The organism is Streptomyces sp. NPDC003023, from assembly GCF_042888225.1.
Lineage (GTDB): Bacteria > Actinomycetota > Actinomycetes > Streptomycetales > Streptomycetaceae > Streptomyces.
This window is the reverse complement of record NZ_JBIAPL010000006.1, coordinates 358,180-377,651: the sequence shown is the minus strand read 5'-3', so window position 1 is coordinate 377,651 and position 19,472 is coordinate 358,180. Positions and strand designations below refer to the sequence as shown.

Below are 19,472 nucleotides of genomic sequence, written 5' to 3'. Positions count from 1 at the left end.
GTACGGCTCCGGGCGGCGGTCCCCCGAACGCACGCGAGCCGTTGCGGGGCTCATGGGGCCGGGATGCACTGCCCCCATGAGCAACGACCAGCCGCCGCCCGGACAGCCGCCCGACGACGATCCGTTCCGCAAGAGGCCGCAGGAGCCGCGGGAGCCGCAGGGGCCCGACGGACCGGCACCGCCTCCTCCGGGAGGCGGTTCGCCGTACGGCTCTCCCTACGGGGGAACCGGCGGCGGCCCGTACGACGGCGGCGGTCAGCCTCCTCCGTACGACGCGGGTGCCTACGGCGGCCCGTACGGAGGAGCCGACCCCCTCGCAGGGATGCCGCCCCTGGCGCCCTTCGGGAAGCGGGTGCTGGCCCGGCTGATCGACATGATCATCGTCTTCGTGCCGCTGCTGCTCGTCTCGTTGCTCTTCGGAGGCTTCGAGGTGACGTACGGCGGTGACGACTGGGACGAGGTCGCGGACCGGATGAACTCCGGCCGGCAGTGGCTGTGGTCGCTGATCTCCCTGATCGCCTACGTCGGCTACGACACGGTCATGACGGCGAAGGGCAACGGGCAGACCCTCGGCAAGAAGATCATGAAGCTGCGGGTGGCGATGCTCAACGACGGCCGGGTGCCGGACATCGGCGCCTCGCTGATGCGCGCGGCCGTGCTGTGGGTGCCCGCGCTGGTGTGCTGCTACTGCATCTGGTGGCTCGTCATCGTCATCACGGTCCTCACCGACAAGCCGTACCGACAGGGTCTGCACGACAAGGCGGGCAAGACCGTCGTGGTCTCAACGACGCAGTGAGTGTTCCCCGACCCTGGACTCGGCTCCGGTGTGCGCGCGGGCCGGGGCCACGGCGGTGGTGACTCCGTCGGGGGAGGCGGCGACCGTCGTCGTGACACGGGTGCTCAGGGCGGGCCCGGTCCGACGGCGCACGGGCAGCGCGAGCGCGACCAGGAGCCCGAATCCCAGTGAGGCGATGCCGATCGCGGCGACCGCGACGCCGTGGGTGGCACGGGTCAGCAACAGGAGGGCGACGGTCGAGAAGACGACGGTGGCCGATCCGTAGACGAGCTGGGCGGCAGTCGGACGAGGCATGACGGTATCCGTCCTCGGGACAGGGGCAGGGCGGAGTCTTCAGGACAGTTCGCACCGGCAGGAGACTCTACGACGGTGGATGCCCCTGGGGAACCTGCAGTAAGCGTGACCTAACCCACGGTGCCGATGCATGGGGGGCGCACAGGGGCATTTCATCGGCCAGATGGCTGAAAATCTGCGCCTCTTGTCCTGATTCGACATCGTCCGGATAGCGGAACTGTGCTCCTGCATAGTGCAGTTCGCTCCGGCAAGTCAAGGTCTGTCTTTTCTTCTTCAACTCCGGTCAAATGTCGTCACTTGAGACGCGTATACCGCGCGCGTGCGGACGACCCCACACAACCGGTCCGCAGCGGCGACGGAACGCGGGGGAGGACACCATCAAGTGACCAGCAAGCGACGGACGCTCAGAGCGTCCGCGGTGCTCGTGGCTCTTGCCGCGACCACCGCGACGGCCTCTGCGTTCACCAGTGCGCAGGCCGACGGCCAGAAGTCGTCGGACCCTGCGGGCATCGAGCGGCACGACCCGGCGCCGCACAAGGACCATGTCGAGCACGATCTCGAGGGTCCCTTCACCAAGCAGCAGGAGCAGCAGCGTCAGGCTGCCCTCGAGCAGCTCATATCCGGGGACGCCACCGTGCAGCAGCGCGGCGGCTCCAAGGTCGTGAAGCTCGGCGACAAGAAGTACGTCGAGCTCGCCCGGGAGAAGACCGACAAGATCTTCACCATCCTGGTCGAGTTCGGCGACAAGGTCGACGACACCACGATGTACGACCCGGACGGGGCCGCCGGCCCCAAGCCGCCGGTCAAGAAGTACGGCGGCACACCCGGTCCGCTGCACAACCAGATCGAAGAGCCGGACCGGTCGAAGGACAACTCGACCGCCTGGCAGGCGGACTACAACCAGCAGCACTTCCAGGACCTGTACTTCGGTACCGGCAAGGACGAGAACGGCAATCCGAAGCAGTCCCTGAAGACCTACTACGAGAAGACGTCGTCCGGCCGTTACTCGGTCGACGGCGGAGTCTCGGACTGGGTCAAGGTCGACTACAACGAGGCCCGTTACGGCTCGAACTACTGCGGCCAGTCCAACTGCGCCAATGTCTGGGACACGGTCAGGGACGGCGTGACCGCCTGGGCCGCCGACCAGAAGGCCAAGGGCAAGACCGACGCCGAGATCAAGGCCCAGCTGGCCGAGTACGACCAGTGGGACCGCTACGACTTCGACGGCGACGGCAACTTCAACGAGGCCGACGGCTACATCGACCACTTCCAGATCGTCCACGCGGGCGAGGACGAGTCGGCGGGCGGCGGCGCCCAGGGCGGCGACGCCCTGTGGGCCCACCGCTGGTACGCCTACGGCACCGACGCCGGCAAGACCGGCCCGGAGGGCAACAAGTCCGGCGGTGCCCAGATCGGCAACACCGGCATCTGGGTCGGTGACTACACCGTGCAGCCCGAGAACGGCGGCCTGGGCGTCTTCGCCCACGAGTACGGCCACGACCTCGGCCTGCCGGACCACTACGACACCTCCGGCGGCGGCGAGAACTCGACCGGCTACTGGACCCTGATGTCGGCCGGCTCCTGGCTCGGCACCGGCAAGGACTCCATCGGCGACCTCCCGGGCGACATGACGGCCTGGGACAAGCTGCAGCTGGGCTGGCTCAACTACGAGACGGCCAAGGCGGCGACGAAGTCCACCCACACCCTGGGTGTGTCGGCGTACAACACCGAGAAGCCGCAGGCGGTCGTCGTCGAGCTGCCGAAGAAGACCGTCACCACGACTGTCGTGAAGCCCTCCGAGGGCTCCAAGCAGTGGTGGAGCGACATGGGTGACGACCTCAAGAACACCCTGTCCCGTTCGGTCGACCTCACCGGCAAGTCCACGGCTTCCCTGGAGCTCGACGGCTGGTGGGACATCGAGGCCGAGTACGACTACCTCTACGCCGAGGTGTCGACGGACGGCGGCGCCAACTGGACGGCGGTCGACGGCACGGCCGACGGTGCGCCGATCACCCGTGACGCGGGCAACAAGCCCGGGCTGACGGGCGTCTCCGAGACGTACAAGAAGCTCGTCTACTCCCTGGACGCCTACGCGGGCAAGAAGGTCGACGTCCGCTTCCGCTACCAGACCGACGGCGGCGTGGCGCAGAAGGGCTTCGCGGCCGACGCCATCGTCATCAAGGCCGACGGCGCGCCGGTGTTCTCGGACAACGCCGAGGGCGAGGCGGGCGGCTGGACGTCGAACGGCTTCTCCCGCATCGGTGAGAGCTTCACCCAGGAGTACGAGCAGTACTACCTCGCCGAGAACCGCCAGTACGTTTCGTACGACAAGACCCTCGAGGTCGGCCCGTACAACTTCGGCTTCACCGGCGACCGGGCGAGCTGGGTCGAGCACTACCCCTACCAGAACGGTCTGCTGATCTGGCAGTGGGACACCTCACAGAAGGACAACAACACCAGCGCCCACCCGGGCCAGGGTCTCGTCCTTCCGGTGGACGCCCACGCCAAGCCGATGAAGTGGTCGGACGGCAAGCTGCTCCGCAACAAGATCCAGACGTTCGACTCGACGTTCAGCAAGTACCGCACGGACAGCTTCTGGCTGCACAACGCGGACAAGCCGCACTGGATCGCCTCGCAGGGCGGTAACTCGGTCTTCGACGACCGCAAGGGCGTCTACTGGTACGCCGAGAACCCGACGGGCAGTGTTCAGGTAACTGACACCAACACCAAGATCTCGGTCGTCAAGGAGCCGCGCAGCGGCCAGACGATCACGATCCAGGTCGGTCCGTCGACCAAGTAATTCGTAACACCGCAGGTCAAAGCATGATCGGCCGTCGCCCTCTAGCGGGCGACGGCCGATCGTGTTTAGGTGCGTCTGACGAAGTCCTTATTGACAGTGAGCTCACGGGGGAGTGGTCCGCATGCCTGGCGGAGGTTTCTGCAAGCTGCCGAACGGCAGCGTGGTGGTCGCGCTCAGCCTGCCCAGTCCGGTGGCCGGCGACGGCACGGTCCGCTTCCTGGTCCACGCCGCGAACCGCGCGAGAGCGCTGACGAGACTGCGCAACCTCGGGCTGAGAGCGGTCTACCTCCGCGGCAACGCGCAGCCCCCGACGCCGGACGAGATAACGGCGGTGCTGCACCATCCGGACGGGCTGCTGTGGCGCCCCGACGAGAACACCACGCCGGGACTCTGGCACCCGGCCCGCGCCCTGCTCCGCCCCCGGGTGTGACGACGCCGCGGCGGGCCGCCGGGAGCGGCCGCCCGGCCGCGGCTCCGGCTCAGACCACCGGCTTGCCGCTCAGCTCCACCCCTGCGCCCCGCAGCTCCTCCAGCGCCCGCGCGGTCGTCTCTTTTGACACCCCGGCCGTCAGCTCCAGCAGCACGCGCGTCGTGAAGCCCTCACGTGCCGCGTCGAGCGCCGTCGCGCGCACGCAGTGGTCGGTCGCGATGCCGACGACGTCGACCTCGGTGACCTCGCGCGCCCGCAGCCACTGCGCCAGCGTCGAACCGTTCTCGTCCGTTCCCTCGAAGCCGCTGTAGGCGGCCGCGTACGCGCCCTTGTCGAAGACGGCGGAGATCGAGCCCGACGCGACGGCCGGCGCGAAGTTCGGGTGGAAGCCGACGCCCTCCGTGCCGGCCACGCAGTGCGGGGGCCACGAGTCGACGAAGTCGGGGTGCTCGGAGAAGTGGCCGCCCGGTTCGACGTGGTGGTCACGGGTGGCGACCACATGGCGGTAGCCCGGCTGGGCGTGGCCGATCAGATCGGTGATGGCGGCCGCGACGTCGGCACCTCCCGCCACCGCGAGGCTGCCGCCCTCGCAGAAGTCGTTCTGAACGTCGACGACGATCAAGGCGCGGTGCATGGCGGGTGTCCTTCAGTCAGTGGTGGATGGGGGCGGCGGGGCCGGGAGGGGCCTGGCGGCGTACGGAAACACCGAGCCTAGTTACTCGCCACGCCGCACGGGAGGGGGCGGCGCCTGCAGTCGGCCCCACGGTCGAGCGGGACGGCCGCGGGCCCGTGCGGCACAGCCCGCGGGTCGCGGCCGTCACCTGCCCGATCGGGGCGGGTTCATGCGTATTCGGTCGGGATCACGGCCTCGCCGCGCGACAGCTGGATCGCCGACATCGGCAGCCCGGCCCGCGCCACGATGTGCCGGTCGCGGGCCGCGTCCAGCGGCTCACGGGCGACGACCTCGCCACCCTTGACCAGCTCCACCAGGAGCTGCTCAGCCGCGAGCCGCGGCGGTACGTCGCCGACACCGACGACCTCGGCCTCCGCGATCCCGTCGGCGTCCCTGCGGCGGGCCGCCCACTTGCGGCCGCCGACCGACATCTTGCCGCCGAGGGACTTCTTGGCCACAGGTTCCAGCGGCGCCGACGGATCGGCGGACCGGGCGCGTGCCACGAGCTTGTAGACCATCGAGCAGGTCGGGTGGCCGCTGCCGGTGACCAGCTGGGTGCCCACCCCGTACGCGTCGACGGGCGCCGCGGCCAGTGAGGCGATCGCGTACTCGTCGAGGTCGGAGGTGACCACGATCCTGGTGTCGACGGCCCCGAGCTCGTCCAGCTGCTGGCGCACCCGGTGGGCGACGAGCAGCAGGTCACCGGAGTCGATACGGACGGCCCCCAGCTCCGGACCGGCGATGTCGACGGCCGTGCGGACCGCCTCGGCCACGTCGTAGGTGTCGACCAGCAGCGTCGTGCCCCGCCCGAGGGAGTCGACCTGCGCCTGGAACGCACCGCGCTCGCTGTCGTGCAGCAGGGTGAAGGCGTGCGCGCTGGTTCCCACGGTGGGGATGGCGTAGCGGAAGCCGGCCGCGAGATCGGACGTCGAGTCGAAGCCGCCGACGTAGGCGGCCCGCGCGGCGGCGACGGCGGACAGCTCGTGGGTGCGGCGCGCGCCCATCTCGATGAGCCTGCGCCCGCCCGCGGCCGCCGACATCCGCGAGGCGGCGGCGGCGATCGCCGAGTCGTGGTTGAGGATCGAGAGGATCACGGTCTCGAGCAGCACGCATTCCGCGAAGGAGCCCTCGACCCGGACGATCGGCGAGCCGGGGAAGTACACCTCGCCCTCGGGGTAGCCCCAGATGTCGCCGCTGAAGCGGTAGCCGGCGAGCCACTCGAGTGTGGGCTCGTCGACGATGCGCTGTTCCCGCAGGAAGCCGAGGACGCCCGCGTCGAAGCGGAAGTTCTCCACGGCGTCCAGGACCCGGCCGGTGCCCGCGACCACGCCGTAGCGGCGGCCCTCGGGCAGGCGGCGGGTGAAGACCTCGAAGACGGAGCGCCGGTCCGCCGTGCCGGCCTTCAGCGCCGCCTGGAGCATCGTGAACTCGTACTGGTCGGTGAAGAGCGCGGTCGACGGCACGTCCACCGGCAGCCCAAGGTCCGAAACGTTCATGCGGTGAGCGTACCCCCATTTCGTCAATCTGACGAGATCCTCGACGGGCAGGTCGCCCGCACCCGGCGGGGCCGTTTGTGCGATGCGGCCCCCCGGGTGGCAGCATGGGTGGAGTGACTGTGCCCGTGGAGATCGAACGACCGGAGTCGGCCGAGGAGACGCATGTCGTCCCGGAGCCCGACGTGCCCTGGGTGACCCTCGTGCACAACGACCCGGTCAACCTGATGAGCTATGTCACCTACGTTTTCCAGGCGTACTTCGGCTACTCGAAGGACAAGGCGCACAAGCTGATGCTCGACGTCCATCACAAAGGACGCGCCGTCGTCTCCAGTGGCAGCCGCGAGGAGATGGAGCGTGACGTGCAGGCGATGCACGGATACGGACTGTGGGCCACCCTCACCCAGGACCGCGGCTGATGAGCTCTCACTTCGAGCCGCGCGACGGCGGCGGGGCGGCCGTCGCCCTGGACGAGGTCGAGATCGCGATCCTGCGCTCCCTCGCGGTCCAGCTCCTCGAACTCATCGGGCCCGGCGACGAGCCCGCCCAGGGCGAGGACCCGCTGGCCGCCCTGTTCGCCGAGGGGCCGAGCGAGCCGCCCTCCGACCCGGCGCTCGCACGCCTCTTCCCCGAGGCCTACGCCGATCCGGCGGCGGGAACGCCGGACGAGGAACTGCGTGCCGCGTCCGCCGAGTTCAGGCGCTTCACCGAGACCGATCTGCGCACCCGTAAGCGTGAGGACGCGCTCGCGGTCGTACGGAGCCTCGACGCGCTCACGCCCGCCGGGGACGGCGGCGCCGTACTGGAACTCGCCTCCCGCGAATGCCTCCACTGGCTCGGCGCGCTCAACGATCTGCGGCTCACCATCGGCACCCGCCTCGATGTCGGAGAGGACGACGAGAACGAGGACCTGTACCGCCTGCCGGACTCCGATCCCCGCAAACCGATGGTCATGGCATATCTGTGGCTCGGCGCCCTGCAGGAGACTCTCGTCGAAACGCTGATGCCCTGAGATCAGTGCATACGGCACTCATCGTTGTCGTTCGCTCAGCGGATGCTCAAATCCGCATAACGATCCCGTCAACGCTTCTGTGATTCTCCTGCCCAGAGGCATGCCCGCCCATGCGGTGTGATCTGCGTCACTAAACACTCGGCAGGCTGCGTGGTAGAACTTCGCAACTCGTCCGCGACCTCTCCGATCCAAGCGCGGACGAGTCCGGCACCCGCCGGAGCATCATCCGAGCCACCCGCGTCCGAGTCCGTGGACCCGCAGGGTGGAAGCGGTCGCCGACCGGACTTCGGCGCCTGCCCGGAACCCGCTACCTGATCTGCTGCGCCATGCCAGCACCTCCCCGCTCCCGAGGTAGACACATGTCACTCGAGTCCATCACCACTTCCATCGACGAATCCGTCAGCGAGTTCGTCGAGCCGATCGCCACAGCGCTCGGGAAGATCGTCTTCTATTCCGTGAAAGTGAACGGCGCGGAAGTACCCCTCATCGTCGCCTGGCTGGTCCTCGCCGGCCTCGTCTTCAGCAGCTGGTTCGGCCTGGTGCAGTTCCGCAGGTTCCGGCTGGCCACGGAGGTCGTGCGCGGCAAGTTCGACGAGAAGGGGTCGGCCGGCGAGGTCAACCACTTCCAGGCACTCACCGCTGCCGTGTCCGGCACAGTCGGACTCGGCAACATCGCCGGTGTCGCGGTCGCCGTCTCCATCGGTGGCCCCGGTGCCACGTTCTGGATGATCCTCTGCGGTCTGCTCGGCATGGCCACCAAGTTCGTCGAGGTCACCCTCGGCGTGAAGTACCGAGAGGTGCACGCCGACGGCACCGTCTCGGGCGGCCCCATGCACTACCTGCCCAAGGGACTCGGGGAGCGCTTCGGCTCCGGCGGCAGGAAGCTGGGCAAGGTCCTCGCCGTCCTCGCCTCGATCATGCTGCTCTTCTTCGGCCTCTTCGGCGGCAACCTCTTCCAGGTCAACCAGAGCTACGCCCAGCTCGTCTCCGTCACCGGCGGCGAGGGCGGCGCCATCGGCTCGTCCACCGGCGCGCTGATCTTCGGCGTGATCATCGCCGCCCTCGTCGGCGTGGTGCTGCTCGGCGGCATGAAGTCGGTGGCCTCGGTCACCAGCCGCCTCGTCCCGGCGATGGCCGTCATCTACATCAGCGCCTGTCTGATCGTCATCGCGTTCAACGTCACGGAGCTGCCCTCCGCCGTCAGCACCATCCTGAGCGGCGCATTCAGCCCCGAAGGTGTGACCGGCGGTGTCCTGGGCGCCCTGATCGCAGGCTTCAAGCGGGCCGCGTTCTCCAACGAGGCCGGTCTCGGCTCCGCGCCGATCGCCCACTCCGCGGTGAAGACGAAGCACCCCGCCAGCGAGGGCCTCGTGGCCCTGCTGGAGCCGTTCATCGACACCGTCGTCATCTGCACCATGACCGCGCTCACGATCGTCATCGCCAACCCGGCCAGCTGGGCCGAGGCGCGTGCCGGTGAGAACATCGGCGGCGTGGTCATCACCTCCGACGCCTTCGAGACCGCGATGCCGTGGTTCCCGTACGTCCTGACCGTCGCGGTGCTGCTGTTCGCCTTCTCCACGCTGATCACGTGGGGTTACTACGGACTGAAGGCGTGGACCTACCTCTTCGGCCGCAGCAAGGCCAGCGAGACCACGTTCTACCTGATCTACACCCTGATCGCCGTCTCCGGTTCGCTGCTCGCGCTGGAGACGCTGATCGAGCTCGCCGACGCGGTGCTCTTCATGCTCGCGGTGATCAACATCATCGGCCTGTACCTGCTCGCGCCGATCGTCAAGCGGGAGCTCGACAACTTCCTGGAGTTCGTCCGGGCACGGCGCGCCGGCGAACTGCCGGAGTCCGAGGACGATGAACCGGAGGCCGCGAAGGCCCTCTGACCGACCAGGGTCGGCACCCTCGAGGGCCCGCCGCACCCCGCTCCGCCCGCACCGGTCGTCACCGGTGCGGGCGGAGCCGCTTCCGGACGTGTTCGGCGCGCTCCTGCGCCGGGTCGCCCGCGCCCCGCTCTTCGTGGTCCGGGTTCACCCGGACCGGCCGTCGGCCGACAGGTGCCGAAGCGGAAGAACCCGCGGATCGCCGAGCGCGCCGCGCGGCACGAGTGCGCGACGACCTCCGACCGACGACCGCGCGGCGGAGTGTCCACCGCCCGTCTCACCTGATGGCCTCCGGATCTCGCGTCCGGAGGCCGTCTGCCTATCCTGTGGCTCATGCTGACCATCACCCAGGCCCTCTTCGACCAGATCGTCGCCCACGCCCGCGAGGACCACCCCGACGAGGCCTGCGGCGTCGTCGCCGGACCCGAGGGCTCCGGCCGTCCCGAGCGCTTCATCCCGATGCTGAACGCGGCCCGGTCGCCCACGTTCTACGAGTTCGACTCCGGTGACCTGCTCAAGCTCTACCGCGAGCTGGACGACCGCGACGAGGAGCCGGTGATCATCTACCACTCGCACACCGCGACCGAGGCGTACCCCTCCCGCACCGACGTGACCTACGCCAACGAGCCCGGAGCCCACTACGTCCTGGTCTCCACCGCCGACACCGACGACGCGGGCCCCTTCCAGTTCCGCTCGTTCCGCATCGTGGACGGCGTGATCACGGAGGAGGATGTGAAGGTCGTCGACGCGTACTGAGCCCGACCGGTCGACGTCCGAGGCGGCAGGGCCCGGAAGCCGGCGCGAACCCGGCGCCGTCCCGCCACTGCGACCAGGCCCTGCCCCGAAGCCGGGACCCGACCTGCCGCCTGCGCCGACCACACAGAGGGCGCGGAAATGCCCCGGCAGAAGCCTCGCCGCACCCGGTCTGTCCGCATTCCGAGCAACAGAAGTCCATCATGCGAGATCACACTCCGGGATCCGGACCGGGAATCGATACGATGAGCGCATGGTTCTCCCTGACGTGAGCGACAAGACGCCGAGCACCCTGCTGCTCGTGGCGCGGCTGCACGTCGACCTGTGCCGCCTCGCCAGCGCGATGTGTACCGGCCGCGCCCTCCTCCGTCCGTAACAGCGCAGCCCGACCGACGTACGAGCGCACCACCAGCCAGCACGACCCCCACGCGCGGGGGCCACAGCCGCGCGCCCTACGCCATCACCACAACAGGAGCCCACGTCATGGCCATCGAGGTCCGCATCCCGACCATCCTCCGCACCTACACCGACGGCGCCAAGGCGGTCGAGGGCAACGGGGACACCCTTGCCGAGCTCTTCGCCGACCTCGAGAGCCGCCACAACGGCATCGAGGAGCGGATCGTCGACAAGGCCAACGGCGACCAGCTGCGACGCTTCGTCAACGTCTACCTGAACGACGAGGACGTCCGCTTCCTCGACGGCATCTCCACCAAGCTCGCCGACGGCGACAGCGTCACGATCCTCCCGGCCGTCGCCGGCGGGATGGTCTGATCCCCGATGCGCTACGACTCCCCGCTGGCGGCCGTGGGCAACACGCCCCTGGTCCGACTCCCCAGGCTGTCCCCCTCCGAGGACGTCCGGATCTGGGCCAAGCTCGAGGACCGCAACCCCACCGGCTCGATCAAGGACCGCCCCGCGCTCCACATGGTCGAGCAGGCCGAGAAGGACGGACGCCTCACCCCGGGCTGCACCATCCTCGAGCCCACCAGCGGCAACACCGGCATCTCACTGGCGATGGCGGCCAGGCTCAAGGGCTACCGCATCGTCTGCGTCATGCCGGAGAACACCTCCCAGGAACGCCGGGACCTGCTCAAGATGTGGGGCGCCGAGATCATCTCGTCCCCCGCGGCGGGCGGCTCCAACACCGCCGTACGCGTCGCCAAGGACCTCGCCGCACAGAACCCGTCCTGGGTCATGCTCTACCAGTACGGAAACCCGGACAACGCCGGCGCCCACTACGCCACCACCGGCCCGGAGATCCTCGCCGACCTGCCCTCCGTCACCCACTTCGTCGCCGGCCTCGGCACCACCGGCACGCTCATGGGAGTCGGGCGCTACCTCCGCGAGAACAAGCCCGACGTGAAGATCGTCGCCGCCGAGCCCCGCTACGACGACCTCGTCTACGGGCTGCGCAACCTCGACGAGGGCTTCGTCCCCGAGCTCTACGACGCGTCCGTCCTGACCACCCGCTTCTCGGTCGGCTCCGCGGACGCCGTCACCCGCACCCGCGAACTCCTCCAGCAGGAGGGCATCTTCGCCGGTGTCTCCACCGGCGCGGTGCTCCACGCCGCGCTCGGCGTCGGCAGGAAGGCGGTCAAGGCGGGAGAGCGGGCGGACATCGTCTTCGTCGTCGCCGACGGCGGATGGAAGTACCTCTCGACGGGCGTCTACACCGCGGAAACCACCGAAGCGGCGATCGAGACCCTGCAGGGCCAGCTCTGGGCCTGACCCCGCACCGCGCCACCGGTCACAACTTCATACGAACCAGGCGATGTCACCCCTCGTCCCGACACCGGGACGGGGGGTGACGTTACCCACAACACGGGGCGGCTGAGGAGCGACCAGCGCTTTCGCGCCTTACGCTCGACGGACCGCACGACCTTCCCCCAGCCCTCCCCGTCCACGGAGGTTCCAGCTCCATGAAGCTCACCGTCGTCGGCTGCTCCGGGTCGTTCCCGTCCGCGGAATCGGCCTGCTCGAGCTACCTCGTAGAGGCCGACGGCTTCCGGCTGCTCCTCGACATGGGCAACGGCGCCCTCGGCGAGCTGCAGCGCCACTGCGGTCTCTACGATCTCGACGCCATCTTCCTCAGCCATCTCCACGCGGACCACTGCATCGACATGTGCGGGTACTTCGTCGCCCGCTACTACCGCCACGACGGCGGCCGCTGCCCCGCCATCCCGGTCCACGGCCCCGAGGGCACCGAACAGCGTCTGACCACGGCCTACGCCGACACGCCCTCCGCCTCCTCCATGAGCGAGGTGTTCGACTTCCACACCCTGAAGCCGGGCCACTTCGAGATCGGCCCGTTCTCCGTACGCACGGAGAGGATGGCGCACCCCGTCGAGGCGTACGGCATCCGGATCGAACACGGCGGGAAGACGCTCACGTACTCCGGCGACACCGGCGTCTGCGACGGGCTGGACGACCTCGCCGCGGGCGCGGACCTCTTCCTGTGCGAGGCGTCCTTCACGCACGGCAAGGAGGACATCCCCGACCTCCACCTCAACGGCCGCGAGGCGGGGGCCTACGCGCGGCGCGCGAACGCCGGCCGACTGGTCCTGACCCACATCCCCCCGTGGACGGATCCCCAGCAGACCCTGCGCGACGCGACGGCCGTCTACTCCGGTCCGACGGTGGTCGCCCGCCCGGGCGCGGTCTACGAGATCTGACGCCCCGCGCGTCCTTCGCGCCAAACGGTCGAAGCCCCTGCCCTCCGTGCGGAGGGCAGGGGCTTTCGAGCGTAGAGGCGGCGGGGCTACTTCGCCTCGGCCTTCTGCAGCTCGGCGAGCTCCTCGTCGGACTCACGGCCCGGCGTCGGGATGTTGAACTTGGTGATCGCGAAGCGGAACACCGCGTAGTAGACCGCCGCGAAGCAGAGGCCGACGAGCGCCAGACCCCACGGGTTGGACGCGATGCCCAGGTTCAGCAGGAAGTCCACCGCGCCGGCGGAGAAGCCGAAGCCGTCCTTCATGCCGAGCGCCCAGGTCAGAGCCATGGAGACACCGGTCAGCACCGCGTGGATCGCGTACAGCACCGGTGCGATGAACATGAAGGTGAACTCGATCGGCTCGGTGACACCGGTGACGAACGAGGTCAGCGCCAGCGAGAACATCATGCCGCCGACGACCTTGCGGCGCTCGGGGCGGGCACAGTGCACGATCGCGAGGCAGGCCGCCGGGAGCGCGAACATCATGATCGGGAAGAAGCCGGTCATGAACTGTCCCGCGGACGGGTCGCCCTCGAGGAACCGGGCGATGTCGCCGCTCTTGCCGTTGTACTCGCCGGCCTGGAACCACGGGAACGAGTTGAGCAGGTGGTGCATGCCGACCGGGATGAGCGCACGGTTGGCGACGCCGAAGATGCCCGCGCCGACGGCGCCGGAGCCGACCAGCCACTCACCGAGGTTGTGCAGACCGGTGCCCAGCCACGGCCAGATGAGACCGAAGACGATGCCGACGAGCAGACCGGCGAAGGAGGAGAGGATCGGCACCAGACGGCGACCGCCGAAGAAGCCCGCCCAGTCGGGCAGCTTCGTGCGGTAGAAGCGCTGGTAGAGCAGCGCGACCACGATGCCCATGACGACGCCGCCGAGGACCTTGGCGTCGACCGCCTGCTCGACCATGACGATCTTGCCGTCGACTATGGCTTCCTTCTTGGGCAGGCTGCTGTCCGTGAAGGTGCCGAGCACGCTCTTGAAGACGAGGTAGCCGGCCACGGCCGCCAGCGCCGTGGAGCCGTCCGACTTCTTCGCGAAGCCGATCGCGATACCGACGGCGAACAGCAGCGCCATGTTGTCGAGGATCGCGCCGCCGCCGGCGGACATGTAACCGGCGATCTTCGTGACGAAGGTCGGGAACGACTCCTTGCCGAGCATGTCGGGCTGGCCGAAGCGCACCAGGAGCGCGGCGGCGGGCAGCACGGCGACAGGCAGCATGAGGCTGCGGCCGATGCGCTGCATGACAGCCATCGCACCCGCGCCCCTCTTCTTCTTGTCCGCCCCGGGGGCGGCGCCGGCCGTGGTCATCAACTTCCTCCTGGGGGTCCCCCCGGCCGAAGGCCGAGGGCGGGCAAGGCGCCGCCAGAAGGGATGACTACGGGGGAGGGCGGCGTCTTGTACGGGGAACGCGGCCTATGGTCTGGACCGCATGGTCTACACCATTGAGTGGTGTAGACCTGTTGTAGCACGGTGAGGGTTGGATAAGGAACCTGCGAATTTTCCGGTCCGGGTAACGATCCGGACAACGCAGACGAAGGCCCCCGGACCGCCGAGGTCCGAGAGCCCGCCCACCAGCCCCGACGGGCCCGAAGCCGCCTACTTCGTCGCCTCCCGCTCCATCTCCTCCTGCACCTCCTCCGGCTCCCGGCCGGGCGTAGGAATGTTGAACAAAGTGATCGCCAATCGGAAGACCACGTAGTAAATCACCGCGAAACACGCGCCGATCGGCAGGATCAGCCAAGGCTTCGTCCCCAGATGCCAGTTCACGACGTAGTCGATCAGTCCCGCGGAGAAACTGAAGCCGGCGTGCGCACCCAGCGCCCAGGTGATCGCCATCGACGCACCGGTCAACAGCGCGTGCAGGCCGTACAGCAGAGGCGCGGCGAACATGAAGGAGAACTCGAGCGGCTCGGTCACGCCCGTCACGAACGACGTCAGAGCGACGGAGAACATCAGACCGGCGACCCGCTTGCGGTGCTCGGGACGGGCGCAGTGCGTGATCGCGAGGGCGGCCGCCGGAAGACCGAACATCATGATCGGGAAGAAGCCCGTCATGAACAGACCGGCATCGGGGTCACCCGCGAAGAAGCGCGTCAGGTCGCCCTGCACCATCGTGCCCTCGTCGTCGTACTCACCGGCCTGGAACCAGAAGAACGTGTTCAGGAACTGGTGCATGCCGATCGGGATCAGCAGACGGTTGGCCACGCCGAAGATGCCCGCGCCCCACGCGCCCAGGTCGATCAACCGCTTCGAGAAGGCCGTCAGCGCGTCACCCACCGGATCCCACAGGAGCCCGAACAGCACACCCAGAACGCAGCAGACGAAAGCCATGATGATCGGCACCAGCCGGCGGCCGTTGAAGAAGCCGAGCCAGTCGACGAGCCTGGTGCGGTGGTAGCGCTGCCAGATCACCGCCGTCAGCAGACCGATCAGGATGCCGCCGAGCACGCCCGGGTTCTGCGGAGTGCCCGCCGGGAGCGCCTCCGTCACCGTGCCCTCGACCGGGAAGGCCTTGAGCACGCTGTAGTAGACGAGAAAGCCCGCGACCGCGGCGAGCGCGGTGGAACCGTCGGCCTTCTTCGCGAAGCCGATCGCCACACCGATGCAGAACAGCAGGGGGAGCCCGAGCGCACCGTCGAGGATGCCCGTGCCGCCCATGATCAGGACCTTCGAGGTCTTCTCCCAGAACGCGCCGTCCAGATAGGCGCCGAACAGGTTGCCGAGGCTGACCAGCAGACCCGCCGCGGGAAGGACGGCGACCGGGAGTTGAAGGCTGCGGCCCACCTTCTGCAGTCCCTGGAAGAGTCCGTTCCACCACTTCTGCCGCGGCGCGGTCACGCTCTCGGAGCTCATCGGGTCCTCCCGGAACAGGCCTGGTTTGGCAGGTGTTGCAGACTGGTGTAGACCAGTCGCGATACGGTCCTGGGGCCCGGTCACGAGACAGGGCGCCGGTGATCGTCATCTTTGGGTACAAGACGGTTACTCGCCCGTGAAGATGGGCCAACCGTGCGTTACCGTGACAAACCAGACCTACGGTGGGCCGAGGCGATGGGCCGAGGCAGCGCTCAACGCTCCGAACGCAGGGAGAAAGACATGGCCAGCAAGGCTGAGAAGATCGTCGCCGGGCTCGGCGGAATCGAGAACATCGAGGAGATCGAGGGCTGCATCACCCGCCTCCGCACCGAGGTCGCCGACCCCAGCCTCGTCGACGAGACCGCACTCAAGGCCGCCGGCGCCCACGGAGTCGTCAAGATGGGCAACGCCATCCAGGTCGTCATCGGCACCGACGCCGACCCGATCGCCGCCGACATCGAAGACATGATGTGAACACCTGACCACCAGGTCCGCTCCCCAACGCCGGACCACCCAGGGGCCTGATCCGAACCACCGGAACAGGCCCCTCACCCATCTGCCGATAGGCTCGGCGCCATGTCTCGAATCGACGGCCGCACCCCCGAACAGCTCCGCCCCGTCACCATCGAACGCGGATGGAGCAAGCACGCCGAGGGCTCCGTCCTCATCTCCTTCGGAGACACCAAGGTCTTCTGCACCGCCTCCTTCACCGAAGGCGTCCCCCGCTGGCGCAAGGGCAGCGGCGAAGGCTGGGTCACCTCCGAGTACTCGATGCTGCCCCGCTCCACCAACACCCGCGGCGACCGCGAATCCGTACGCGGCAAGATCGGCGGCCGCACCCACGAGATCAGCCGCCTCATCGGCCGCTCCCTGCGAGCAGTCATCGACTACAAGGCACTCGGCGAGAACACCGTCGTCCTCGACTGCGACGTCCTCCAGGCCGACGGCGGCACCCGCACCGCCGCCATCACCGGCGCCTACGTCGCCCTCGCCGACGCCATCACCTGGGCCCAGAACAAGAAGGTCGTCAAAGCCGGCCGCAAACCCCTCACCGGCACCGTCGCCGCCGTCAGCGTCGGCATCGTCGACGGCACCCCCCTCCTCGACCTCTGCTACGAGGAGGACGTCCGCGCCGAGACCGACATGAACGTCGTCTGCACCGGCGACGGCCGCTTCGTCGAGGTCCAGGGCACCGCGGAAGCCGAACCCTTCGACCGCAAGGAGCTCAACGCCCTCCTCGACCTCGCCACCGGAGGCTGCGCCGACCTCGCCGCACTCCAGGTCGAAGCCCTCGCCCGCTCCGCAGAGTAAAGAAGCAACCAAGAACGCCCCAAGGGGCGTCGTTACAGACACGGGCGTACGGGCCGAACCGTACGCCCGTCCGTACCCGGGGAGGACCGTAACTGATGTCCGCGCGCCGCCGCACCGCACTCGCCATCGCCGCCGCTGCCCTCATCGTGCCCGCAGCCGTCGGCTGCAGCGCCATCGACAAGGCACTCGACTGCGTCGAGACGGCCGACGCCATCGCCACCAGCGTCAACAAGCTCACGGAAGCCGTCTCCACCGCCACCGAGGACCCCACCAAGGCCCGCGAAGCGCTCGACGACATCGACCGCGAACTCGACAGCCTCGGCGACAGAACCGACAACGCCGACCTCAGCAAGGCCGTCGACGACCTCTCGGCCGGCGTCGACAACGTGCGCAAGTCCATCGAAGGCGGCGACGCCACCCCCGACATCAGCCCCGTCACCGACGCGGCCACCGAGATCGGCAAGGTCTGCACCCCCGGATGACCCCCGGATAATCGAGCGCATGACCCGACTGATCCTCGCCACCCGCAACGCCGGAAAGATCACCGAACTCAGGGCCATCCTCGCCGACGCCGGTCTCACCCACGACCTCGTCGGCGCGGACGCCTTCCCGGAGATCCCCGACGTCAAGGAAACCGGCGTCACCTTCGCGGAGAACGCCCTCCTCAAGGCCCACGCCCTCGCCCGCGCCACCGGCCTGCCCGCCGTCGCCGACGACTCCGGCCTCTGCGTCGACGTCCTCGGCGGCGCGCCCGGCATCTTCTCCGCGCGCTGGGCCGGCCGCCACGGCGACGACCGGGCCAACCTCGACCTGCTGCTCGCCCAACTCTCCGACATCGATCCGCCGCACCGCGCCGCCCACTTCGCCTGCGCGGCGGCGCTCGCCCTGCCCGACGGCACGGAACGCGTCGTCGAGGGCCGCCTCACCGGCACCCTGCGCCACACCCCGCACGGCACGAACGGCTTCGGCTACGACCCGATCCTCCAGCCCGACGGCGAGTCCCGTACCTGTGCGGAACTCACCCCGGCGGAGAAGAACGCGATCAGCCACCGCGGCAAGGCCTTCCGGGCCCTGGTGCCGGTGGTCAGGGAACTGCTGAGTTGAGTGGACGCACGACAAGGGGCGTGGCACCGATCCTGGTGCCACGCCCCTTCTGTGGGCCCGGTGGGACTCGAACCCACGACACACCGGACCTAAACCGGCGCCCTCTTATCCAGCTGGGGTACGGACCCGCGGCTGCCACTGTACTGTGCCCTGACCTGAGGTGGTGCAGGTGTCCCCCTGGAGAAGCTGCTCGTCTGGCTGTGGCACGACGGGCACAAGTACCGGAGGTTCTCACGCCGGTTGTCGAGCCGGTCACTGTTGATGTGGTCGATCTCCAGGACCAGCGGCCTGCCGCGCCAGGCATCGCCAATTCCGCACTCGGCGCAGACGTGGGGCACACCGAGATCGTCCAGCGCCCGTCGGAGCAGGGCCGTCCGCGTGCGGGGGGAACCGGATTCCTGGCGTCGCAGGATGTCACCGGCAGCCCTTCGATACGGAGATCTCACGCCTCTGGCGTGGGCTCGACCGGTGAAGTGCTCGACCGACAGGCCATGGGCTTCGATACTCCGCTGGACCGTCCTCCGCGAGGAGCCGTTGTCCGGTCTCTTCAGCAGCCTGAGCACTCCGGCCAGGCTGTTGGAATCCCGTACGGCGGATACGAGTTCCTCGCGGCGGAGAGTCTCTGTGCCATAACCCCAGCCGCGGGTGAAGTGCGATGTGTCGATCCCGAACTGGTCGAGTTTCTTGCGTATGTGGCCGTAGGGGCTGTCGTTCGGCGCGTAGCCGAGATACTCCAGCATCTCCCGGATGCTCTTCGAATGGGCAGCGGCTTCGGACAGCCGCACTTTCGAATACGAGCGGCGCTCGCGCGGTGGCAACTGCTCGTCGACGAAATGGGAGGTGTCGATGGCGTACGTCTTGAGCCGGTGACGGATATATCGCTGCGCGATGCTGCCCATGGGAGCATCGACCCGGCGCATGAGATCGACCAGACTCGTCGAGACCGCTGCCGTTCTGGCCAGGAGGTCGCGGGGGTAACTGGCGCTCACAGTGCGGCCCTCCGCTTTCGGCCTCGATACGTGTCCGTCACCGCATGGCAGTTGGGGCACAGGAGTCGCAGGTTGTCGGGCCGGTTGTCCCACCAGTCGCCGTTTCGGTGGTCTACTTCGAGGCGCAGGGGCTTGTCGTGCCATCGTGTGCCGATGCCGCACTCCGCGCACACTTCTGGCAGCCCCATCTGAAGGAGACTCCGGCGGAGTCGACTGCCGGGAGTCCGTCCCTCGCTCGGATCCCGCAGTGTGAGTACGTCACCGCGAGATCCTTTCGGTGCCCGCCGACGTGCGCCGGTGAAATGCGAGGTATCGATGCCGAGAGCGGCGATCCGGCGGCTGATGTGGGCGTG

General features: G+C 68.7%; 22 protein-coding genes and 1 tRNA gene. 15 read left to right on the top strand and 8 right to left on the bottom strand.

Annotated features, from left to right (window positions below; all coding sequences use genetic code 11):
- Positions 1-76: 76 nt before the first annotated feature.
- Positions 77-796: an RDD family protein gene (locus tag ACFYV1_RS22000; protein ID WP_389397206.1), complete on the top strand. Its 720-nt coding sequence runs from the start codon at positions 77-79 to the stop codon at positions 794-796.
- On the opposite strand, the gene ACFYV1_RS21995 is transcribed toward ACFYV1_RS22000, so the two are convergent.
- Complete coding sequence (locus ACFYV1_RS21995) at positions 782-1,090, bottom strand: hypothetical protein (protein WP_389397205.1); 309 nt, start codon at positions 1,088-1,090, stop codon at positions 782-784. The genes ACFYV1_RS22000 and ACFYV1_RS21995 overlap by 15 nt on opposite strands.
- Positions 1,091-1,472: 382 nt before the next feature.
- On the opposite strand from ACFYV1_RS21995, the gene ACFYV1_RS21990 reads away from it, so the two are divergent.
- Complete coding sequence (locus tag ACFYV1_RS21990; RefSeq protein ID WP_389397204.1) at positions 1,473-3,890, top strand: immune inhibitor A domain-containing protein; 2,418 nt, start codon at positions 1,473-1,475, stop codon at positions 3,888-3,890.
- 121 nt (positions 3,891-4,011) lie between these two features.
- A complete protein-coding gene (locus ACFYV1_RS21985; RefSeq protein WP_389397203.1) occupies positions 4,012-4,320 on the top strand; it encodes a hypothetical protein in 309 nt (102 codons plus the stop codon).
- Positions 4,321-4,369: 49 nt separating this feature from the next.
- On the opposite strand, the gene ACFYV1_RS21980 is transcribed toward ACFYV1_RS21985, so the two are convergent.
- Entirely contained in the window at positions 4,370-4,954 is a 585-nt protein-coding gene (locus tag ACFYV1_RS21980) for an isochorismatase family protein (protein WP_389397202.1), read from the bottom strand.
- Positions 4,955-5,160: 206 nt separating this feature from the next.
- Positions 5,161-6,489 carry a nicotinate phosphoribosyltransferase gene (locus ACFYV1_RS21975; RefSeq protein ID WP_389397201.1) on the bottom strand — a complete coding sequence of 443 codons (1,329 nt, stop codon included), beginning with the start codon at positions 6,487-6,489 and terminating at the stop codon, positions 5,161-5,163.
- Positions 6,490-6,593: 104 nt separating this feature from the next.
- On the opposite strand from ACFYV1_RS21975, the gene clpS reads away from it, so the two are divergent.
- From clpS to ACFYV1_RS21935, 8 genes are all read left to right on the top strand, one after another.
- Complete coding sequence (clpS, locus tag ACFYV1_RS21970) at positions 6,594-6,905, top strand: ATP-dependent Clp protease adapter ClpS (RefSeq protein ID WP_389397200.1); 312 nt, start codon at positions 6,594-6,596, stop codon at positions 6,903-6,905.
- Positions 6,905-7,498 (top strand): DUF2017 domain-containing protein, encoded by a 594-nt coding sequence (locus ACFYV1_RS21965; protein WP_389397199.1) that lies wholly within the window; start codon positions 6,905-6,907, stop codon positions 7,496-7,498. Before clpS ends, ACFYV1_RS21965 begins: the two co-directional genes overlap by 1 nt.
- A 359-nt stretch (positions 7,499-7,857) precedes the next feature.
- Positions 7,858-9,393, top strand: a complete 1,536-nt coding sequence (locus ACFYV1_RS21960; RefSeq protein ID WP_389397198.1) for an alanine/glycine:cation symporter family protein — start codon at positions 7,858-7,860, stop codon at positions 9,391-9,393.
- A gap of 330 nt (positions 9,394-9,723) precedes the next feature.
- Complete coding sequence (locus ACFYV1_RS21955; RefSeq protein WP_389397197.1) at positions 9,724-10,146, top strand: Mov34/MPN/PAD-1 family protein; 423 nt, start codon at positions 9,724-9,726, stop codon at positions 10,144-10,146.
- A 250-nt stretch (positions 10,147-10,396) separates the two neighbouring features.
- A complete protein-coding gene (locus tag ACFYV1_RS21950) occupies positions 10,397-10,519 on the top strand; it encodes a putative leader peptide (RefSeq protein WP_389397196.1) in 123 nt (40 codons plus the stop codon).
- A gap of 107 nt (positions 10,520-10,626) precedes the next feature.
- The gene (locus tag ACFYV1_RS21945) at positions 10,627-10,914 is read left to right on the top strand and encodes a MoaD/ThiS family protein (RefSeq protein ID WP_189883604.1); all 288 of its coding nucleotides are present in this window, start codon (positions 10,627-10,629) and stop codon (positions 10,912-10,914) included.
- A gap of 6 nt (positions 10,915-10,920) precedes the next feature.
- Complete coding sequence (locus tag ACFYV1_RS21940; RefSeq protein ID WP_389397195.1) at positions 10,921-11,871, top strand: PLP-dependent cysteine synthase family protein; 951 nt, start codon at positions 10,921-10,923, stop codon at positions 11,869-11,871.
- Between the two features lie 191 nt (positions 11,872-12,062).
- Complete coding sequence (locus tag ACFYV1_RS21935) at positions 12,063-12,815, top strand: MBL fold metallo-hydrolase (RefSeq protein WP_389397194.1); 753 nt, start codon at positions 12,063-12,065, stop codon at positions 12,813-12,815.
- 86 nt (positions 12,816-12,901) lie between these two features.
- Here the strand turns inward: ACFYV1_RS21935 and ACFYV1_RS21930 are convergent, their stop codons facing one another.
- Both ACFYV1_RS21930 and ACFYV1_RS21925 read right to left on the bottom strand, forming a co-directional pair.
- Positions 12,902-14,170: a PTS transporter subunit EIIC gene (locus ACFYV1_RS21930; protein WP_389397193.1), complete on the bottom strand. Its 1,269-nt coding sequence runs from the start codon at positions 14,168-14,170 to the stop codon at positions 12,902-12,904.
- A 288-nt stretch (positions 14,171-14,458) separates the two neighbouring features.
- Positions 14,459-15,715 carry a PTS transporter subunit EIIC gene (locus ACFYV1_RS21925; protein WP_389397192.1) on the bottom strand — a complete coding sequence of 419 codons (1,257 nt, stop codon included), beginning with the start codon at positions 15,713-15,715 and terminating at the stop codon, positions 14,459-14,461.
- A gap of 195 nt (positions 15,716-15,910) precedes the next feature.
- Here ACFYV1_RS21925 and ACFYV1_RS21920 point away from each other — a divergent pair, with 195 nt between their 5' ends.
- The 4 genes from ACFYV1_RS21920 to rdgB all read left to right on the top strand — a co-directional run bounded on the left by ACFYV1_RS21920 (position 15,911) and on the right by rdgB (position 18,130).
- A complete protein-coding gene (locus ACFYV1_RS21920) occupies positions 15,911-16,189 on the top strand; it encodes a glucose PTS transporter subunit EIIB (protein ID WP_389397191.1) in 279 nt (92 codons plus the stop codon).
- 102 nt (positions 16,190-16,291) lie between these two features.
- Positions 16,292-17,026 carry a ribonuclease PH gene (gene rph / locus ACFYV1_RS21915; protein WP_389397190.1) on the top strand — a complete coding sequence of 245 codons (735 nt, stop codon included), beginning with the start codon at positions 16,292-16,294 and terminating at the stop codon, positions 17,024-17,026.
- A 95-nt stretch (positions 17,027-17,121) separates the two neighbouring features.
- Positions 17,122-17,508 carry a hypothetical protein gene (locus ACFYV1_RS21910; protein WP_389397189.1) on the top strand — a complete coding sequence of 129 codons (387 nt, stop codon included), beginning with the start codon at positions 17,122-17,124 and terminating at the stop codon, positions 17,506-17,508.
- A gap of 19 nt (positions 17,509-17,527) precedes the next feature.
- Positions 17,528-18,130 carry an RdgB/HAM1 family non-canonical purine NTP pyrophosphatase gene (gene rdgB / locus ACFYV1_RS21905; protein WP_389397188.1) on the top strand — a complete coding sequence of 201 codons (603 nt, stop codon included), beginning with the start codon at positions 17,528-17,530 and terminating at the stop codon, positions 18,128-18,130.
- Between the two features lie 52 nt (positions 18,131-18,182).
- On the opposite strand, the gene ACFYV1_RS21900 is transcribed toward rdgB, so the two are convergent.
- The 3 genes from ACFYV1_RS21900 to ACFYV1_RS21890 all read right to left on the bottom strand — a co-directional run bounded on the left by ACFYV1_RS21900 (position 18,183) and on the right by ACFYV1_RS21890 (position 19,307).
- A tRNA-Leu gene (locus tag ACFYV1_RS21900) sits at positions 18,183-18,258 on the bottom strand.
- Positions 18,220-18,870 (bottom strand): HNH endonuclease, encoded by a 651-nt coding sequence (locus ACFYV1_RS21895; RefSeq protein ID WP_389397306.1) that lies wholly within the window; start codon positions 18,868-18,870, stop codon positions 18,220-18,222. The genes ACFYV1_RS21900 and ACFYV1_RS21895 overlap by 39 nt, the downstream gene beginning before the upstream one ends.
- Positions 18,871-19,115: 245 nt before the next feature.
- Positions 19,116-19,307, bottom strand: a complete 192-nt coding sequence (locus ACFYV1_RS21890) for an HNH endonuclease (protein WP_389397187.1) — start codon at positions 19,305-19,307, stop codon at positions 19,116-19,118.
- Positions 19,308-19,472 lie beyond the last annotated feature (165 nt).

Coding starts and splice junctions, on each gene's coding strand:
- ACFYV1_RS21940 (WP_389397195.1), top strand. CDS start 10,921: ATGCGCTACGACTCCCCGCTGGCGGCCGTGGGCAACACGCCCCTGGTC.
- rph (WP_389397190.1), top strand. CDS start 16,292: ATGTCTCGAATCGACGGCCGCACCCCCGAACAGCTCCGCCCCGTCACC.
- ACFYV1_RS21920 (WP_389397191.1), top strand. CDS start 15,911: ATGGGCCGAGGCAGCGCTCAACGCTCCGAACGCAGGGAGAAAGACATG.
- clpS (WP_389397200.1), top strand. CDS start 6,594: ATGGGTGGAGTGACTGTGCCCGTGGAGATCGAACGACCGGAGTCGGCC.
- ACFYV1_RS21945 (WP_189883604.1), top strand. CDS start 10,627: ATGGCCATCGAGGTCCGCATCCCGACCATCCTCCGCACCTACACCGAC.
- ACFYV1_RS21895 (WP_389397306.1), bottom strand. CDS start 18,870: ATGCTGGAGTATCTCGGCTACGCGCCGAACGACAGCCCCTACGGCCAC.
- ACFYV1_RS21910 (WP_389397189.1), top strand. CDS start 17,122: ATGTCCGCGCGCCGCCGCACCGCACTCGCCATCGCCGCCGCTGCCCTC.
- ACFYV1_RS21985 (WP_389397203.1), top strand. CDS start 4,012: ATGCCTGGCGGAGGTTTCTGCAAGCTGCCGAACGGCAGCGTGGTGGTC.
- ACFYV1_RS21950 (WP_389397196.1), top strand. CDS start 10,397: ATGGTTCTCCCTGACGTGAGCGACAAGACGCCGAGCACCCTGCTGCTC.
- ACFYV1_RS21925 (WP_389397192.1), bottom strand. CDS start 15,715: ATGAGCTCCGAGAGCGTGACCGCGCCGCGGCAGAAGTGGTGGAACGGA.
- ACFYV1_RS21955 (WP_389397197.1), top strand. CDS start 9,724: ATGCTGACCATCACCCAGGCCCTCTTCGACCAGATCGTCGCCCACGCC.
- ACFYV1_RS22000 (WP_389397206.1), top strand. CDS start 77: ATGAGCAACGACCAGCCGCCGCCCGGACAGCCGCCCGACGACGATCCG.
- rdgB (WP_389397188.1), top strand. CDS start 17,528: ATGACCCGACTGATCCTCGCCACCCGCAACGCCGGAAAGATCACCGAA.
- ACFYV1_RS21980 (WP_389397202.1), bottom strand. CDS start 4,954: ATGCACCGCGCCTTGATCGTCGTCGACGTTCAGAACGACTTCTGCGAG.
- ACFYV1_RS21930 (WP_389397193.1), bottom strand. CDS start 14,170: ATGACCACGGCCGGCGCCGCCCCCGGGGCGGACAAGAAGAAGAGGGGC.
- ACFYV1_RS21935 (WP_389397194.1), top strand. CDS start 12,063: ATGAAGCTCACCGTCGTCGGCTGCTCCGGGTCGTTCCCGTCCGCGGAA.
- ACFYV1_RS21965 (WP_389397199.1), top strand. CDS start 6,905: ATGAGCTCTCACTTCGAGCCGCGCGACGGCGGCGGGGCGGCCGTCGCC.
- ACFYV1_RS21890 (WP_389397187.1), bottom strand. CDS start 19,307: ATGGGGCTGCCAGAAGTGTGCGCGGAGTGCGGCATCGGCACACGATGG.
- ACFYV1_RS21960 (WP_389397198.1), top strand. CDS start 7,858: ATGTCACTCGAGTCCATCACCACTTCCATCGACGAATCCGTCAGCGAG.
- ACFYV1_RS21975 (WP_389397201.1), bottom strand. CDS start 6,489: ATGAACGTTTCGGACCTTGGGCTGCCGGTGGACGTGCCGTCGACCGCG.
- ACFYV1_RS21995 (WP_389397205.1), bottom strand. CDS start 1,090: ATGCCTCGTCCGACTGCCGCCCAGCTCGTCTACGGATCGGCCACCGTC.